At 48.1% G+C, this 17,977-nt stretch carries 19 protein-coding genes; 3 read left to right on the forward strand and 16 right to left on the reverse strand.

Translation table 11 applies throughout. The annotated features are described in order from the left end of the window. Window positions 1–346 precede the first annotated feature (346 nt). From AC1RR2_RS18740 to AC1RR2_RS18795, 12 genes are all read right to left on the reverse strand, one after another. Complete coding sequence (locus AC1RR2_RS18740) at window positions 347–1,837, reverse strand: amidohydrolase family protein (RefSeq protein ID WP_493223799.1); 1,491 nt, start codon at window positions 1,835–1,837, stop codon at window positions 347–349. Window positions 1,838–1,921: 84 nt separating this feature from the next. Continuing rightward, window positions 1,922–2,209, reverse strand: coding sequence for a DUF6985 domain-containing protein (locus AC1RR2_RS18745; protein WP_493223800.1), 288 nt, complete (start codon window positions 2,207–2,209; stop codon window positions 1,922–1,924). A 203-nt stretch (window positions 2,210–2,412) separates the two neighbouring features. Beyond that, entirely contained in the window at window positions 2,413–2,952 is a 540-nt protein-coding gene (locus tag AC1RR2_RS18750) for a hypothetical protein (protein WP_493223801.1), read from the reverse strand. Then, on the reverse strand, window positions 2,945–3,142 hold the full coding sequence (locus AC1RR2_RS18755; RefSeq protein ID WP_493223802.1) for a hypothetical protein: 198 nt from the start codon (window positions 3,140–3,142) through the stop codon (window positions 2,945–2,947). Before AC1RR2_RS18755 ends, AC1RR2_RS18750 begins: the two co-directional genes overlap by 8 nt. A gap of 188 nt (window positions 3,143–3,330) precedes the next feature. Further along, window positions 3,331–4,131, reverse strand: a complete 801-nt coding sequence (locus AC1RR2_RS18760; RefSeq protein ID WP_493223803.1) for a hypothetical protein — start codon at window positions 4,129–4,131, stop codon at window positions 3,331–3,333. Between the two features lie 7 nt (window positions 4,132–4,138). Continuing rightward, window positions 4,139–4,354 carry a DUF4287 domain-containing protein gene (locus AC1RR2_RS18765; RefSeq protein WP_493223804.1) on the reverse strand — a complete coding sequence of 72 codons (216 nt, stop codon included), beginning with the start codon at window positions 4,352–4,354 and terminating at the stop codon, window positions 4,139–4,141. Window positions 4,355–4,541: 187 nt separating this feature from the next. Further along, window positions 4,542–5,015, reverse strand: coding sequence for a nuclear transport factor 2 family protein (locus AC1RR2_RS18770; protein ID WP_493223805.1), 474 nt, complete (start codon window positions 5,013–5,015; stop codon window positions 4,542–4,544). Between the two features lie 17 nt (window positions 5,016–5,032). Then, on the reverse strand, window positions 5,033–6,637 hold the full coding sequence (locus AC1RR2_RS18775) for a 2Fe-2S iron-sulfur cluster-binding protein (RefSeq protein ID WP_493223806.1): 1,605 nt from the start codon (window positions 6,635–6,637) through the stop codon (window positions 5,033–5,035). A gap of 117 nt (window positions 6,638–6,754) precedes the next feature. After that, window positions 6,755–7,231, reverse strand: coding sequence for a DoxX family protein (locus AC1RR2_RS18780; RefSeq protein WP_493223807.1), 477 nt, complete (start codon window positions 7,229–7,231; stop codon window positions 6,755–6,757). Between the two features lie 61 nt (window positions 7,232–7,292). Then, window positions 7,293–7,550: a glutaredoxin 3 gene (grxC, locus tag AC1RR2_RS18785; protein ID WP_493223808.1), complete on the reverse strand. Its 258-nt coding sequence runs from the start codon at window positions 7,548–7,550 to the stop codon at window positions 7,293–7,295. Window positions 7,551–7,693: 143 nt separating this feature from the next. After that, the gene (locus tag AC1RR2_RS18790; RefSeq protein WP_493223809.1) at window positions 7,694–8,197 is read right to left on the reverse strand and encodes a YHS domain-containing (seleno)protein; all 504 of its coding nucleotides are present in this window, start codon (window positions 8,195–8,197) and stop codon (window positions 7,694–7,696) included. 91 nt (window positions 8,198–8,288) lie between these two features. Beyond that, on the reverse strand, window positions 8,289–8,927 hold the full coding sequence (locus AC1RR2_RS18795) for a carboxymuconolactone decarboxylase family protein (RefSeq protein ID WP_493223810.1): 639 nt from the start codon (window positions 8,925–8,927) through the stop codon (window positions 8,289–8,291). Between the two features lie 68 nt (window positions 8,928–8,995). On the opposite strand from AC1RR2_RS18795, the gene AC1RR2_RS18800 reads away from it, so the two are divergent. After that, window positions 8,996–9,895 (forward strand): LysR family transcriptional regulator, encoded by a 900-nt coding sequence (locus tag AC1RR2_RS18800; RefSeq protein WP_493223811.1) that lies wholly within the window; start codon window positions 8,996–8,998, stop codon window positions 9,893–9,895. Between the two features lie 323 nt (window positions 9,896–10,218). On the opposite strand, the gene AC1RR2_RS18805 is transcribed toward AC1RR2_RS18800, so the two are convergent. The 3 genes from AC1RR2_RS18805 to AC1RR2_RS18815 form a co-directional block, all read right to left on the reverse strand. Then, complete coding sequence (locus AC1RR2_RS18805) at window positions 10,219–10,956, reverse strand: class I SAM-dependent methyltransferase (protein WP_493223812.1); 738 nt, start codon at window positions 10,954–10,956, stop codon at window positions 10,219–10,221. Window positions 10,957–11,073: 117 nt separating this feature from the next. Beyond that, window positions 11,074–11,529, reverse strand: coding sequence for a GNAT family N-acetyltransferase (locus AC1RR2_RS18810; RefSeq protein WP_493223813.1), 456 nt, complete (start codon window positions 11,527–11,529; stop codon window positions 11,074–11,076). A gap of 168 nt (window positions 11,530–11,697) precedes the next feature. Further along, on the reverse strand, window positions 11,698–13,947 hold the full coding sequence (locus tag AC1RR2_RS18815) for an NHL repeat-containing protein (RefSeq protein ID WP_493223814.1): 2,250 nt from the start codon (window positions 13,945–13,947) through the stop codon (window positions 11,698–11,700). Window positions 13,948–14,444: 497 nt separating this feature from the next. Here AC1RR2_RS18815 and AC1RR2_RS18820 point away from each other — a divergent pair, with 497 nt between their 5' ends. Further along, window positions 14,445–16,367: a Xaa-Pro dipeptidyl-peptidase gene (locus AC1RR2_RS18820; RefSeq protein ID WP_493223815.1), complete on the forward strand. Its 1,923-nt coding sequence runs from the start codon at window positions 14,445–14,447 to the stop codon at window positions 16,365–16,367. A 25-nt stretch (window positions 16,368–16,392) separates the two neighbouring features. After that, window positions 16,393–16,668, forward strand: coding sequence for a DUF4332 domain-containing protein (locus AC1RR2_RS18825; RefSeq protein ID WP_493223816.1), 276 nt, complete (start codon window positions 16,393–16,395; stop codon window positions 16,666–16,668). Between the two features lie 715 nt (window positions 16,669–17,383). Here AC1RR2_RS18825 and AC1RR2_RS18830 read toward each other — a convergent pair. Beyond that, window positions 17,384–17,794 carry a nuclear transport factor 2 family protein gene (locus AC1RR2_RS18830; protein ID WP_493223817.1) on the reverse strand — a complete coding sequence of 137 codons (411 nt, stop codon included), beginning with the start codon at window positions 17,792–17,794 and terminating at the stop codon, window positions 17,384–17,386. Between the last annotated feature and the right edge of the window lie 183 nt (window positions 17,795–17,977).

Genomic DNA, 17,977 nt, shown 5'->3' on the forward strand with positions numbered 1-17,977 from the left:
CTGTAAGCGACTTGCAACAACGCCATGTGCCCGCGAGTTTATCCAATTCGCCCATTCCCGAAGGGTTCAAGCCAAAACGCGCGATGGACAGCGCGAGGTTTATTTCAGCTCTTGCCGAGGCATCAGCCTCGGCGGCGAACTACGCCTTGCCATCTCACCTTTTGGCTTGAACGCATCTCCCGATTTAAATGTTAACAGGCCCTAGTAACCGTGAACAAGTGACTGCAGTCTACTTTATCGCCGGGGTGACGAATGTGACAGACAGAATAAAGGTGATCACAGTGTCGTCCTGTTCATGTGTCATATTGTGCTGCACACTTCAGTACGCTACTGGATGCAAATGCTTTTATCCCGTCTTCAATAAACGCCACAAAAACTGGCAAGACATCGCAAAACTGCTTGCCTGTAGTTTCACATAGCTTAGCAGTTTGTCTAAATCGCTTCTTGTGCGCACACTGCCTTGTTGGATTACAGCCTCTATGCTCTGTGTGTTGGCGATGTCGACTAAAGGATTTTTGTTGAGTAGTACTAGATCTGCTTGATAGCCAACGGCGATCTTGCCGAACTCGTTTTGCATTCCCATAAATGCGGCTGGCTCTGAGGTGGCTGCTGCGAGTGCCTGAGCCGGGGTGAAACCTGCTTTGACTAACTGTTGCAATTCTTCATGTAAGGAGAATCCGTGAGTAACATAGGCATCCATGGCGTCAGTGCCCGCCAATACTTTGACGCCATGTTGGTGTGCTTGCAGGCTGAGTTTTAATGAGGCCTGATAATAGGCTGCTACCACCGGGCGGTGTTCTTGTTTAACACCTGCGACAGCCAATTTTGCATACAACCACCACAGCCAGCGTTGTGGTGCAATCACATATTGAGTATTGGCACTGGCTTGAGCTGTTCCTTCTAAAAGCATCCAATCTTGTCCATTGGAAGCCACGTGGGTAGGCACGAATGCGGTTCCTGCTAGTGCCATCTTGTTTAATACCCGTTCGCAGCTCTGCTCGCTTAATTGTCTAAGTAAGGCTGGTTTCGACTTATTGCGACCGTCAAACTGGGTATGATCTTGTGCGCATTGTGGAAGCAGCGAGTTGTCGTGCTCTATGCTCTGTAGATTAACAGCCCGTGGGTCGAGTAAATCGACCGTGTATGGAACATGCCCGGCTACCGGCATATTGTTTTGTCGCGCTGCATCTAAGATGGCATAAAACGTTGCGGCATTTTCGCTTGGTGCTAATTGAAGTTTAATCAGTTCGTCGCCACGATCTTTTAATTTATTAACGAGTGCAAATGCCCGTTGCTTGGTGATGTTCTCATCATTGTTTTCTTCCATATCGTCGCCTAAATCTTCTACATGGAAATGGGCTGCTTGATGGATATGCGGGCCAGACATCGCTCCGGCTTGAATTTGTTTGCGCCAAAGCTTGGTTTGAGAAACGCAATTCAAGCTCCCCGTCCATGAACAACCATCACCCATGTCGCGCACATGAGTGATGCCGTTGGCGATCAGCAAAGGAAAATGCAATTGTGGCGACAGACTAATTGTATGTAGATGCATATCCCATAAACCAGGAATTAGGAATTTTCCTGAACCTGATATCGTCTGCGTATTGCTGAGTGTGGGTGCTTGAGCCGCAGCGCCGACATAAGTAATGCGCCCCTCAGTCATTGCTACGGTTTGTGATGGTAGCACTTGCCCAGAATCTGCTTGGATCACGGTCACATCGGTGATCAGGAGTGCGCCTGTTGGCGCGACCGTTGGTGGTTCACTGATTGGTATTTGTATGCCGATCGCAATGATGATTGCCAGTGCTAAACCTAGAAAGAGAAACAGTTTTAGCATGCGGAGAGTGAAAAGCCAGACAGATTTCATATTGTGCAATGTTGTAGTGTGTGGTTTTGAGAAGCCAGATTGTAATTTAAAAAATCACTTTGATTCTAATGCTGGTAGAACACTGCCGCAAAGTTCTAGCAATGTGCCGCCCTGGAAACGGGTGCCTAATGTATGTTCTTCATCCCAATCTGCGCTGTACCCAAATTCGACCGTCAATTTGTTTGCTAAAGGAATGATAGAGACGAATAACAGCGTGACGTGCGGCCATACTTGATCGGCACTTTCTATGAGGGGAAGCTCTTGCGCAGGCATGGCTAAATCCCCTGCTTTGATGGCATCTGCGTAGGGTCTGTAATGTTCAAAAAGTGCCTGCCCTATCATCGCCTTTCAGTGTTGCTCCTACTTCTTTATGAGTAAGTGATGCCGTTTGAAATACCACAACATAATTGGAATCTCGATTGCAACATAGGTCGCCAGAGTAAAAATTCACTTCCGCGACGATCAAATTGAACGCGTACCCGCTATCCCAACAGTGATAGACCCCAATGTGATCGCAATGACTGGCTGATCTTGAATCCTTGAGATCATTTCGCCATTCTCAGCGCAGTCCACGTATAGATTTGGTGGTCTGTAAACGTAATCGCTTGCAAGGTTTTTCCATGGAGTTTGATACGGTGCAAAGGTGAGTAGATGTCACTGCTTTTGAATGGTGGTGGACATCCAAAGGCAATGGCTTCATGTCCTTCGATAATTTCTAAGAAGCTCATACAGTCAAGTGTCATGCCACTTTGATCCGTGTAGCGTGCCACAGTTGTGCCATTGTCGTTGCTGATTTCAAGGTAGGCGGGTAGTGCGTTTGCTTTTAGCCATGGTGATACTTCTTCTTCGAATTTGATGTGCGTCACCTTCCAGCGGCCCTCAAAACCTGACTTGGCATACGAATTAGTCGACATGATGATGAACACGACAAGCGTAGTTAGCTTCAATAAACTGCTGATAAACTGAAGGGCTGTAAGAGATCGACTTGAATTGATGAATCGATGCTGTCTCAAACGCGTGTGTGCCAGATACATGCCGGCAGCGGTCATCGTGAATTGCTGCTGATCGTCGTATAAGCTAGTCATCGATATCTCCAAGTGAGTCATCGTTATGCACACCAAGTAATATTTCTGCGTCGACCGCAGCATTGACCCGATCGACATCTCGCAGTTTTTTTGCTGCGTGGAGACAGCCTATCACTGAGAGCGAACCAATCACATAACAAGCTGGTGCCTTGCTCCATGGTGAATAGTAAAAAGCGACCAGGTAGATCAAGGTAGCGACTAATATCAGACCATAGAAAGAAAAAATTCTTCGCCACTTTTTTCGTAGGCATTCAGTTGATCTACTGTCAGTAGGAAATTTTTTTGCGGCATAAGTTCGATAGAGAGATTTGTATATGTGGATATTTCTCATCGCAATGGGCGACGAGCTAGTCTATTTTTTGCTGACTCAAGTGATTTTCATCTGTTGTCTCTTACTGACAATTCACGTACCAATTTCTTTGAATTAACTTGCAGTTCAAAACATCCTTCTAAAGTGGTAATGACGGGTGTCTGCTTAAATATTTCCGCAATTTTTTTCTTGAGTGTTGCGTCGTTTTTATCCAGCTTTTGTGCATAGATGTGTTCTATGGCTGTGAGCCTGGTCGATGGGTTTTTGCTACAAAGTAGGTAAGGATAGGCGTCATCGTTTAAGCTGGGTTTGAGCGCGATATATTCCGCTCTATTGGTAAGTAATGTGTAGGCTTCGCCGCCTCTAGACCCATATTGAATACCTGAATATGGCGTCATGTAATGCGCGATCTCTGGTGTGACGCTGAATGAAACTTCGCAGCTCTCTAATGGCAGGCTCATTTCAGATGCATTGAAGATGAGGGGTTTGACCTCACCATTGACGATTTGGTAAAGGCCTTCATAGGGCTTCATGTACTGGTCTTTAAGTCGCGCATCGTCAGGTAAGTAGGCTTTTAATTTAAACGATACCGCGACACCATTCTTGTAGATCACTTCAAAAAAAGTACTCACATAACCCATGCCCATACTGCCTTTTACATACTCATACCCATAGCCCAGTTTGGTTTTGCGGTGCTTTTCAGCTTGTAAAAGGCTGAGTACGGTGTGTGGCGAATTTGCATAGCGCTCTTTGAGTTTGCTAAGGAATACACGATCTTTTGCTACCCAGTCTTGGTGGATCGGCTCTTCTGTTTTTGCAAAACCAGCGAAAGAAATGAGCATCAGGATAATGCCAGCGAATATTCTCATGCGACCCTCACAAACCTTCTTGACTACGAAACACCGCCACCAATGCATTGGCATGGCCATGCCCCATTTGGTGTTCGCTTTTCAACCACGCGACCATCTCCATATGCTTGAGTGCTTTTTGGGTTTTGAGCAGGTCTAGCCAGTGTTGAATTGGAAATCCATACTTCTTTTCTATGGATGGAAAATATGAGGCAGGGCCTTTGGGTTTGTCGGTATCAGCCATGTTTTTTCCTAGCGATTGATCTTGATGTAGGTGAGAGTTGCACATTGATGTGGCCTGCCATCATAATCAAAATACCAGTAAAACTGTTAATTTTGACGCAAAAAATAAGCTGATACTTTTTATCGCGATCTAGTTTAGCTTTCAGTCAGAGTCGATCGTAGAGTCGTTCATCTTTAGGCTGGTAGGATCAAAGACCCAGTTCACTCAAGCCAAGATGATCATCCGGTCTTCTGCCTTGCGGCCAATGAAAGAGACGCTCGCTTTCACTAATCGCTAGATCATTGATGCTGGCGTAGCGTTTGCGCATCAGGCCGTTTTCCTCGAATTCCCAATTTTCATTGCCGTAGGAGCGAAACCATTGCCCTGTTTCATCTTTCCATTCATAGGCGAAGCGAACGGCGATACGCTGACCATCGTGAGCCCAAATTTCTTTGATCAGTCGATACTCGTGTTCGCGTTGCCATTTTCTTTGTAGGAATTCGACGATCTGGGCTCGACCGACGGGGAATTCATGACGATTGCGCCATTGGCTATCTTCGGTATAGACCAAAGAGACTCGCTGCGGGTCGCGCGAATTCCAGCCGTCTTCAGCCAGGCGTACTTTTTGTGTTGCGCTGGCTAAATTGAAGGGCGGTAAAGGTGCTTTGGTTTCGATGCTCATCGTTGTCCTTATTGGGTTTAGAGATCTAAGGTAATCGTGTCGCTATGGGCGCGAGAGACACATATGCACATCAAATTATTTTGTTTTTGCTTGGCATTGAGCGCATGGTCTCTATGCTCGACCTCACCATCCAGCACTTTGACCGCACAGGTGCCACAGTTGCCTACGCCGCAATCGGAGAGCGTATCAACACCCGCGTCGTTTAATGCCTGCAATACGGTTTGGTCTGCTTGAATAGGGATGACTTTATTCGAGCGTTTGAGCACGACCTCGAAGTGACGATTTCCTGTGGTCTTGGCCGCGGAAAAATGTTCGTAATGGACTTGCTCTTCGTCAAAGCCAAAGCGACTCGCTGCCTCCATGACCGCATTAATCAGGCGACTTGGGCCGCATACATAGATGTCGCTATCTTTGTTGGCATTTTGCAGCAATTCATCGATGGCCAGGCGTTGTCCTTGATCCGAAAAGTAGCAATGCAATTGCGCGCCTAAGTCGCGGCGTAGGCGATCTCCAAAGGCCATATCGTCTTGTGATGCCGCCGCATAGTGCATCTCGAATGCATTGCCGCTTGCCGATAAACTTTGCGCCATAGGTTTGATGGCAGTGATACCGATACCACCAGCGATTAAGAGCGCAGGTCGGGCGGTGCTGGACAAACGAAAGTCATTCTTCGGTAGCTCGCAATGCAGCAGGCTGCCCAATTGATAGTGTTGATGCACAAAGGCTGAGCCGCCCTCACCCTGATCTTCACGTAGTACCGCGATTTCGTAAATATCGCGCCGCGCTGGATTGGAGGCGATTGAGTAATGACGCACCGCTGCCTGCCCGTTGCTTAAGATGACGGGAAGTTTGAGGTGGGCTCCAGCCTCGACCTTGGGTAAGTCAGCGCCTTGTGGATCACGCAATTCAATCGCGCGAATTTTTGGTGTTAATTGTCGTATGCCGCTCACGACCAGGCTTAAGGGACCGTTGTCAAGACCGGCAGCGGGCACGGTTGGCGTGTTCACCGTTTTCGTTTCATCACTAGATTTTTGCATTTGCTTAAGTGCTGCGATTTCTGCCTGCATGGGTGCCAGCAATTGTTCGATGTCCTCGTCGGTATAACGTGGCTTGATGTGTTGCGGACAGTTCCAGTCCCAGGCCTCGACCGTGATGATGAATGCGCGTTCAATGCGAGCACGATAGGCTGGCATTTCCAAGCGGGCGATGAGTTCAGGTGCTTCATGTTCATGAACAATTTTGACGCGACCCCAGATCTTGATGCGTCTTTGCTCGGGGTAGTCCATCAAGATCATGGCGATGCGTTCATTCGCAATTAAATTGCCCACGCTCAGATACTGGCGATTGCCACTAAAGTCGGCAAAGCCTATGGTGTTTTTATCCAAGACTTTGAGAAAGCCAATCGGTCCACCACGGTGTTGCACGTAGGGCCAGCCATCTTCGTTCACCGTCGCTTGGTAAAAGCTGTCACGTGCTTCGATAAATTCCGCTTCACGCAGTGTCAAATCACTGCGTGTGTCGTTTGCTAATTCAAAGCCCATATTCGCCTCACGGCTGTGATAACGGGTTTGCGCAGCTTTGACGCTAGGCGTGAAGTTGATGGCGGCGAATGCACGTGGCATGGTGTTCTCCAGAAGGATGAGATCTTACAAATAGACTTTATTAGGCAGCTGTGACCAGTGTATCGCCTGTGCAAAACAATGAGAATAGCTAGGCGACGCAATTGATTATTCCAAGAATTAGCGTAAGCGCTGACCGCCCCAGTAGTGATCAATTTGGAGCGGATTGGCCCGTGAGCAGGCAATCAACAGCAGCATTAAACCCCATTCGATATGATCTTGGAGTGCAGCGGGCAGGTCTTGTAGCACGCTGTAATAGGCGACTACGGCCAGAATATTGACTGCGAACAATCCGCAGGCGGCGATTTGTTTGAAGAAGCCCAGTACCAATAAGACAGGAAGTAACAATTCGGCGCCTGTCGCCAAATAGGCGGCAGCTTCAGGCGACAACCAAGGGACGTGATATTCATCCATAAACAGGGAGATGGTCATTTCCCAATCGCGAAGCTTACTTATTCCAGACATAAAAAAGACTTTGCCGACGTAGAGACGCATCAGCAGGTCGGTTATTGGTAACAAGCTTTGTAAGCCTTGTTGCGAAATAAAAATTGGCTTCAGAATTTGCGTCAATAGTGAGTGGCCCGGCTTGGTTTGCATATAGGGTCTTCCTTCCTGCGTAGCGCTCGAAATGAGGGGGCGTCGGGTTTAGATAAAAATCTTAGACGCGTTGTAGAAGTTGATCGAGACGTCCTGTCTGATCAAGCTGATGCAAATCACTAAAGCCACCGACATGCAAATCATCAATGAAAATCTGTGGCACGGTTCGACGACCCGTACGCGCGATCATATTGTGAAGTTCTTGTGGCAGTTGATCTACCATGACTTTGTTAACTTTGGCACCCTTGCGGTCCAAGAGTGATTCTGCTTGGACGCAGTAAGGACAAGTTCCTGTGCTATACATGCTGATTGTAGGCATGGTGCTTTCTTTCTTTTTTAGATGGTGGCACCTCAGGCGATCTGATCTACTCGATTGCGAGACTAAGATCAGATCGCGTGATGCAAGGATTGCGCCTGGATAAAGATTTCAGATCGAAATTCCAGATTAAAATGCAGATCGGATTACAAATCTTTCGGCGCTTTGTTTTTGATCTCAGGCCAGGTTTTTCCTGCTTTGAAGATATGACCTGGAACGTCTTCTAACCATTTTTTCTGAATGTCTTTGTTGACGTTCAAATACAGTTTGCCATCGACCACGCGCCATGCTTGTGGATCACCGTCGAGCTTCTTTTCCAAGACCACACCCATAGCGCAAAAGCCACCAAATTGCGGTGCGTATTGTGCTGGATGTGCCTTAAATTTTTCCAGATTTTCTTTTGACGCAAAGCGATAGGTCGCACCTTCAAAAGTATGGGTGTAAGCGGCTTTACCTAAGGTCGGTGCCTTCACGGTGAAGTAAGCGACTGGATCGTAGCCGTGCAAAGCCACGCCTTGTGTATCAAGATTGACCGCAGCAGTAGAGTTTTGATCCTGTGCTTGCGCTGTCAGCGGAGTGCCAACGGACACAGCAAATGCTGCCAATAAAGTGGAAGCCAAAATGGTGCGACGTAAAGTTGAGTGAAACATGGTGTATCCTTTTTATTCAATGTATCGGGGGAGTGGTCAAATATCTTGGTTTGTTGTGCTCAATGGAAAACGGCCATTGAGCACAGGACGATTACGCTAAAGTGACTTTTGGAAAGTCGATTTCTACGCGGCTCGCTTTGCCCAAAATATTGGTCAGTAAATTCATGCCTACGTGGGTAATGATCTCGACGATATCGCCATCAGTGAACCCAGCGTTACGGGCTTCAATCAATTCTGCGGTGGTGATTTCACCTTTGTGTTCTGCGAGGGAACGCGCCAATTTCACTGCAATTGCGGCTTTAGCGTCCTGGCTGCTGCCAGCGCGATTTGCTGTAATTTCGTCGTTGCTCAAGCCTGCTTTTTTTCCCAAAGCAGTGTGCGCCGACAGACAATATTCGCAGGAATTTTGCTGAGCCAAAGCGAGGGCAATACGTTCACGCGTCAATGGTTCCAAATTACCTTCATTCGCTACGCCGTATAAACCGAGGAAGGATTTCAGCGCAATTGGTGAGTTAGCGAAGATTTTCAAAAAATTCGGTACTACGCCCAATTGCGATTGGATCGCATCGAACAAAGCTTGTTGTTCTTGCGTAGCGGTTTCATTGGTGACGAGATTAATGCGGCTCATGGTATTTCCTTTTTCGTAGTTGAATGTCGATAGGGTTTGCATCGCTTCGCTCTCTTGTTGCTTGAGTTGTTTAGCGAATGCATGCATTGTGCCTATAGTCATTGAAATGAAGAATACTCATGGATTACAATTGATTATTTCAAAAATCGGAATAATTCAGGGGCAGACTTATGGACAGGTTTCATCAAATCGCGGTGTATGTCGCGGTCGCTGAGGAAGAAAGCTTCGCCGCCGGCGCTAGACGTCTGGGCATGTCGCCGCCTGCAGTCACCCGTGCAGTGGCGGCATTGGAAGAGAGTCTGGGCGTGAAATTACTCAATCGCACGACCCGCTTTGTCAGGCCGACCGATGCGGGGCAGCGCTATTTAGATGATGCACGGCAGATTCTCGCCAAGGTGCAGGAAGCCGATGAAGCTGCGGCGGGAATTAATGCCGATCCGCGCGGCCATTTGACCGTCACCGCACCGGTCTTGTTTGGCAAGATCTTTGTCATGCCGCATATCGTTGAATTCTTACAGCGTTATCCAGCGGTCGATGTCTCGGCACTGTTTTTAGATCGTGTCGTCAACATGATGGAAGAAGGCGTGGATGTCGGCGTGCGTATCGGCGCACTGCCCGACTCCAGTATGCGTGCCCTAAGGGTGGGACAAGTGCGACGGGTATTGTGTGCCTCACCCGACTATTTAGCGCTACATGGCATTCCGCAGACACCCGATGATTTGAAACAGCATCATATCGTTGCCGCCGCAGGTGTGAGTCCTTCAGTCGAATGGAAATTTGGTGACAGCGATCACGCGGCATCTATTCGTATCAAACCGCGTCTGACGGTCACGAGCAATGATGGTGCCATTGCTGCCGTGCTACAGGGTGCCGGCATCACGCGTTTGCTGTCCTATCAAATAGCACGCGAATTGGAACAGGGCACATTAAAGACCGTATTGAGCGAGTATGAATCCGCCGCTCTGCCTATCCATATTGTGCACAGAGAAGGACGGGACGGCTCAGCTAAGGTGCGCAGCTTTGTTGATTTTATGGGGCAGGCTTTGCGGGGGTATTCGGCATTGCGTTGAGAGCGTCTCTGATCGAAGGTATATGTGCTAGAACCGCATCGCCTGGTTTGTCATGCCGCAGTATGTCTGATAGGCGCTAACACGCGCCTAATGGAAAATCTGGGTTGGGGTGAGGGTAGCTAAAATTATGGAAATGCCTAATTAATTTCATTCGCAAAATTTATGATGCGCAGATCAAACATCATTTCGCCCTCCCGACGACCCTCATCCCCGACCCTTCTCCCGCTTGCGGGAGAAGGGGGTATTTGCATGGATTTTTTGAGGGGTTTCAGTGATTTCGACTAAACCCTATCCCCATCCCAACCCCTCACATTTCGATCAACTTACTTCACATTCTTGACCACATACACAAAGCGATCTGTCTTACCGCGCACACTGGGTTCAAAAACTAGGTTGGTTCTAGGGTCAGCAGGATTGCGTAACAAATCACTTTGTTTGACGATTTCAAAACCGAAGCCCTGGAGTGAGGCTTTCACAAATTCTTCATCAATTCTATGATTGTTCTGGGTTTGCGCCAGTTTGCTGCCGACGGGTGCCGAGTGGTCAATGACCAGCATCAAGCCGTTGGGTTTGAGGGCTCTTTTGATTTGGCCCATCAAATCTTTATCGTCAATTTTCCAACCCGGTCCAACGTGATACATGTCGTGATACCCCATGACAAAAAACACGGCATCCAGACTATTTTCTGCCAAACCTAATTGATCAACTTCGCGGTCATAACGCACCACATTTTTTAATGAGCCATCGGCTAAACGTGCCTCTAAATCCTTGCCGACGAAAGGCATATAAGCCTTATTGTTGTGCAACAGGACTTTGCCAGTGGCACCCACTTGTTGCGACAACAGTTCGCTGAAATAGCCACTGCCACCCAAAAGATCCAACACCGTCATGCCTTCTTTGATGGGCATCAGGGCCAAGGTTTCTAAAGGCTTACTGGTGACGTCCCGTATTTTGTCCGCACTGGAACGATGGGCTTGATTCAGGTCGATTTGAGCTGTGGCAATACTACCGAAGCTGGCAATACTAAGCGCGATGAAACATTGTAGAACTGTTTTTTTCATGTTGTCTCCCTCTATAATTTCAGGTTAATAAAAATTTCAATTTATGTCGATAAGTCACTAATGGCTACTACCTATTTTCGGTTGCAGGATCGAACTGTCGTTGCTCAATAGTTGTCTTCAAATGTTACGTTCCATGACAATATTAGCTCGCGAGTAAACCGGATGAGGGCCTTCAGAAACGGTTTGAAATCCAAATTTTTTATACAGATGAATCGCAGCTTCTAGTTTGGTATTGGACACCAGATAGACTTTTTTTGCCTGTAGGGTTTTGAGTTTGTTTAGGCAGTGTTCCATCAGTTGCTTGCTATACGCCTTGCCCTGATGTTTCGGCGAAACCGCCATTCTGGCTAACTCATAAACACCGTCACCCTCATTGAATAAAGCACATACGCCTAGCACTTCATTATCCGACATCAGAAAAAACAGGAACCCACCGTTGTCGACGACTTGATAAGGATTCGCCGCTAATTTTTTATCCGTTTCTTCTATCTTGAAATAGTGACTAATCCATTCTTCATTGAGACGAATGAAATCTTGTAAATGCTCTTTTGAATTTTCGATAATGTGGGCCATGGTTTTTGCAAAGCAGTAGCGATTCGCGTCAGCGCATCTATATTTAGGTAGATAAGTACCTTAGCACAATTAGATTAAGGTGCGTAGCGTGCTCATGGCACCAATAGGCCGATTCGTCCACTTTGATGGTTCATGGTTGGCGCGGCGGTGACCCCACGCTAGTTCCAGCTATTCGATTCTGACTGTTAATTCGGTCTTGCCTACTGCCAGATTACCCGCAAAATCTTTGGCGGTGATGCGTATCCGATACTCGCCAGCAGCCAGATCTTTGATGTTCCAAAAATTGATAATCGCGTGGCCATCTTGAATTTCGTTGGTGAGGTTGTAGAGGAATTTGGTGGTCGCATTGCCGTGAACCGTGATACCACTATTTTCCGCGTAAGCGACTTTGACCGCTTCTTCATCGGCAGGCAGGTGGTTGAAACGTATCGTCATTTTGGGCTTTTCAAAACCGGCCAAAGGCGTGCCGTCTGCTTGCAGAATTTGATAGCCAAGTTCGTAGAGACCTAGGCGGCGACGTGCCATATTGCCGTCAGCTTGATCGAAGGCATCGACGATGATGCTGACTTGTTCTAAGGATTTGGCTAATTTGACGACCGTCGAAGTTGGCGCGGCAGGTTCCGCTGCTGGCTTTTTGCCTTTGCTGTTTTTTGTCAGTTTGCCTGATGCGGTGGGCGCTATGCTGAGTATCTTGCCATCCTTGTCAGCGATATCAATGCGCGTGATCTGTGGCGCGACACTGTCTTGAAAACCGATGAAATTCAATTTAAGCGGATTCACCACATCACCTTGCGGCGCGTAGTTCAGGTGCACGTGATACATGCTGTTGACCGTGCCTATGGTTTCACCAACATGGAAGCGTGTGCCGCGACGTACACGTACTTGCAGTAATTTGCCTTGCGCGTCTTTGATGAATTGGAATTTTTGTGGGTCTAGCGGCGCCTCTTTTAAATTGCGCCCTACCTTCATGTGGATATACGACAGCTTATTCACACGCATGCCTTCGTTGATTGTCGTGGCAGCCCAAGCAGGTACGGGAGAGCTGACTTTTTCTTCTTTGATCACGACGACGGCGTCGCCCATCGCGGCTTGCATATCGACGCCGCGGTGGAAGTGATCGCGGCTTTCGCCATCATAATTGCCGCGTACTTCGCCGATAGTGCCGACCACTTCATGCGGTTTATCTTGTGGCAGTAAAGGCCACAGCGATGGCTGCAGAAGTGGTGCAACCGGTTCGGTCAAGATGACGGGCCATGATTTTCGTATTTCCTTATCGAGCACGCCTTTGTGCCGAATTTCGTGCAGGACATTTTTGGCGTTATCACTGACGATCAGATCACCTTTCGCATTCACCGTGAGTCCTACTGGATTACTCATACGCGGGCTGGTATCGTCGCCCGGAATGATATCGATATCGACACCAGTCAGCCCACGGCTTTTGCCATCTGGGGCGATTTGCAAAATCCTACCGTGCGAGAGTTCACCGACATAGAGAAAATCATCATGCGTAATGGCCAGACCAACGGGGCGGCGTAGCAATGCATCGAAATCCTTGGGATCGCTAGCGATCAGGGTACTTACTTGCCCATCGATGCCGATTTTGCGCACGGCGTTATTGCGTGTGTCGGCCACGATGATTTCACCCAGACTATTCACCACGAGACTACTTGGCGTATCGAATAAGGCTGTGCCACCAGCACCATCGAGGTAGCCAGGTTGACTGCCGCCAGCGATAGTTTGCACCTGACCATCGGCCAAAATCACGCGGATTTTGTCGTTGTAGGTGTCGGCCACATAGACCTTGCCGTCTTTGCCAACTGCCACGCCGATAGGTGCATTAAATTGAGCCTGAGCCGCTGCGCCATCGCGATACCCTGCTTGCCCGTTACCAGCGACGGTCGAGACTTTGCCATTGGGTTCGATTTTGCGGATCACGTGGTTGCCGGTATCGGCGACGTAGAGATTGCCCTTTTTGTCTATGGCTAAACCAGAAGGGGTATGGAATTTGGCGGCGGTGAACTCGCTGTTTTTTGAATCATTAATGGCCACGCTGTCTAGATAGCCCTCTTCACCGCCCGCAAACACACTGGCATAGCCATCTTTGCTGATTTTTAATATCCGATTGTGGTCGCCGGCATCGGCGAGATACAGATTGCCTTGCTGATCCATGGCGATACCAAACGGGTCACTGAAACTAGGATCAGGCCGTTTCTCCGTATTGTTGGGCGCTTCAAAATAAGCACTTTGGCTCAATTGAAAAACTTCGGCTTCCCAATCAAAGCTGGTCGCCAGTGGTTTCTTCTTCAACAGCGAAATGGATGGACGTGTCGCTTCGGGCTGCAGCCACCAGTAAGCAGAAAACGATAAACCAGAGACGATGAGGACGGAAGACAGAATCAGAATTGAGCGACGTTGCATGTGAGGCCAGAAAAAACAGGAGAGAGGACGCGCAGCATAGCAAGTTCGCTAAAATCTGCAAGTCTTAAACCCAGATTTTCCATTAGGCGCGTCTTCGACGCTATTTGAGCGCTGGCGGCGCATTTTCGGTCATTTTTTTCGTTCTTCGTTGCAAATAGCTAGCTATTTGCGCCTCATTCACGTAAAAACTGCCTCGAAAAGTGCATCCACCATCGCCTCAAATCCCAATGGAAATTCTGGGTTAAACCGAAATTTCCATTAGGCGTGCCTAAGGCCCTAATGCGAAATCTCGGTTAAATCTGATCATTGGTGCTTACCCTAGCTATGCCAAAATCGTCATGTTTTTAGGGGAATAGGCTGAGCCGTATAAATTTTCGTACGATTGATATATTTAATTTAAACTTCTTGGCATAATCGCTGTCCTAAGCCCTACCCACGTCTAACATCAACGTACTTTTGTAACCCTTAATAATGTCCTCTTAGCCCATGGGCCTACTATGAAAAAAAACACTAATGACCGGTCTGCAAAGACCCTATTGAGCCAACCCAAAGTGCTTACTCTGGCATTGGCCGTCGCCATCAGCAGCATGGCCTATGCACAAACACCGGCCGCTGTTTCGGATAAAACCGTGCCGGTATTCTTTAACGGTCAGGCGCAAATCGTAGCGGGCTTTCAGGATAAAACTAAGTGGATCAAACAAGAATTATGGGTAGAGACCGAATTTGATAGCGACGGTGATGGTAAAAAAGATCGGGTTCATGTCGACGTCACGCGCCCTTTGCAAACCGATACCGAAAATTTAAAAGTCGCCGTCGTGTATGAGTCTTCGCCCTACTTCGCTGGCACCATGAAGAATCAAAAAATGTGGGATGTAAAACACGAATTAGGTGAAGCCCCACCAGCCCGTCCAGTGAATGAGCAAGCAAAATTTATCCCGGTCCGTCCTGAGATCGCCAGAACCGAAATCGACACCTGGCTACCACGTGGTTTTGCCGTCGTCCACTCAGAAGCGCCAGGTACAGGCTTATCGCAAGGCTGCCCTACCATAGGCGGCGCGGTGGAAGAATTAGCACCCAAGGCCGTGATTGACTGGTTGAATGGCCGCGCTAAAGGCTATACCAGTATTGATGGCACGGACGAAGTTAAAGCAAGCTGGGCCACCGGCAAAGTCGGCATGACCGGCACCTCCTACAACGGTACGATCCCACTGGCTGCTGCGACCACGGGCGTTGCAGGCTTAGAAGCAATTATTCCGATTGCGCCAAATACGTCTTACTACCACTACTATCGCAGCAATGGCTTAGTACGTCATCCAGGCGGTTATCTGGGCGAAGACGTGGATCAGCTTTTTGATTTTGTGTACAGCGGCGCACCAGAAAAACGCGCCTATTGCAATGCCACCATACGGGATGGTTTGTACCCCGCAAAGTTCGATCGTAAGTATGGCGACTACAATGATTTCTGGGCCGAGCGTGATTTACTGGCCAAGATCAAAGGCGTGAAAGCCGCCACCCTGCTCGCCCACGGTCAGCATGACTGGAATGTGATGCCAGAACACTCCATTCGCATCTACGAAGCACTTAAGAAAAATGGCGTGGCTACACAATTATTCCTACACCATGGCGGTCATGGTGGACCACCACCATTAGAGATGCGTAATCGCTGGCTCTCGCATTATTTGTACGGTATCGACAACGGCGTAGAAAAAGATGCCCGCGCCATGATCATGCGTGAAAGCGCAGAGCGCGGTGCGATGCCCACGCCGTATCTGGACTTCCCTAATCCTGAAGCCAGCAATGTGAATTTGTTCTTAGGTGCAGGCGGTAATAAAGCCGGTAGCTTGAGTTTCAAAGCCGTGGCTAAAACCAAAGGCGCAATAGAAAAAATTATCGACGATGTGCAATACAAGGGCGGCGTATTAGCCAGTGCCGAGCAATCACCACACCGCTTGATTTACGCCACACCTGAGTTGACAGAAGCGGTTCATTTATCCGGCACACCGAGCATCAAAATCCGCGTCGCCGCCAACAAAGCCGCCGCCAATTTATCGGTATGGTTAGTCACCCTGCCATTTGATGAAAAGGCCGTAGGCTCAGCTGGACAACTAGGCGTAGTCAGCCGCGCCTGGGCTGATCCACAAAACTATCGTTCCCTGACCAAGACCGGCAATTACGATTCTAAATTGCCAGGCACACCGCTAGTTCCGGGTAAATTTGTCGACCTGACATTCGATCTTCAACCTATGGACCGGGTCATCCCTGCAGGTAAACGTTTGGCATTGATGATCATGTCTAGTGACCATGATTTTACTTTATGGCCGAAAGCGGGCACCGAATTGAGCGTGGATTTGGCGCAAACATCTTTGGTCTTGCCTGTGGTAGGTGGGCTAGATAATTTGAAGAAGGGAATGGCAAATTAGCCTAATTTGACACCTAGGTGGTGGTATGGTGAAAGCGCAGCAAACCGAATTGGAAAAATTAGCAGGACTTGGCCCCAAATCCAGTGCCATGCTACGTCAAATCGGCATCCATACCGCCGCCGAATTATTGGCGGCAGATCCTTATCGCCTCTATCTGCAACTCAAACAAGTTTTCCCTTCCACCAGTTTGAACATGCTGTACGCCATTATGGGTGCACAAGAAAACCGTCATTGGCAAACGATTAAACAAGAGCGACGTTTGGAGATATTGTTGCGATTGGAAGAGTTGGGGATAGCATAGATTGACGATAGGTCCCGCATTGCCCAATTTAGCATGCTGCAATTCGGCAACCGATTCGTAGGGTGGGCACAGCCTCATCGTGCCCACGCGTTACCTTCGAAAATCGTGGAAAGAATTAAGCCCGTGGAAAGGTTGATCGACAAACCAACTAATCCACCTCAACAAAAAAGCGTGCTCACTCTACAAGGCTATCGTGGCCAAAGGGCAGAAGCTGAGAAATAGCCTGCAACAATCCCAACTATAAGAAAAAAGGGTGCCCAAAGGATCGCGGTCATCCCCCAGAACGTGCTGATAGAGTCTGGCAGTCTAAATAAAATGACCCATGGCAGGTAGGTGATGCCAGCCGCAATCAGGATGGCACCTAGTACGAGCAGGAATTTGTGTAATATCGTTGGCATGGTTAAGGCTCACATAGACTTATGGGACATTTAGTCATGTAGGGCGAATGCGATCCGCGCTGTGCTGAACTATATGACACTACTCGAACTCTGTGTACCGAAGTGACGCCAATTTTTGCTAATCTTTAAGCGATTGTCGGCGCGGGTTGCATCCGCCCTGCTTGGCTGAACCGCAACGCAGCTAGTAGTAGAGTGGGCACAGCCTCTTCGTGCCCACGCGTTACGGTAGAAAAAGGTGAAAAGAATTAAGCTTGTGGAGCCGCCCATCGACAAATCAACAAGTCCGCGTGGGCACAAAAAAACGTGCCGAATCTACGCTAGTGACTCGCATTGCTAGCGGAAACACTTACAAGTTTCCATGCGCTTTCAGACTTTGACCAGACTTGTGTGCCGCCACCCGCATGCTCAAACACATTTCCGTTTTTGAGAAGAACGGTTTGCTTGTATTCATTCACTAAGATTGCTGTAGTTTGGTTTATGACGGTCACTTTCACATTGTAAAATTCAAGTGAAATGCTTTTTTCAACCGCAGAAAATCCTGGCACTATTAAATCCTCTAGGTTTTTTATTGAATGCCAAACCTTTCCATCTGCATTCAAACCAGTAAATTTTATTTTATCAAAATATTCAAAATAACGATTTGAATCTAGTGACGTGCTCGCATCAACCAAGCCCTTAAACGCAGCAAGAACTTCTGCCTCTATTGCTTTATTATTTTCTGGTTTCATGCTCATCGTGCTACACCCGCTTGCATTGATTAATAAGAAAAACGTGAATACGATTTTTGCTAAATTATGAATGTTTGGCTCCTTAGCTGGTTAGGTGAAAAACGATTAGTCGCGTTATTTCCAAAACTGCCACCACTTCGTTTCAATATAAAATGTTCTACCCACATTTATCTCGCATGCGGG

The organism is Undibacterium sp. GW821-FHT11H02, from assembly GCF_058808015.1.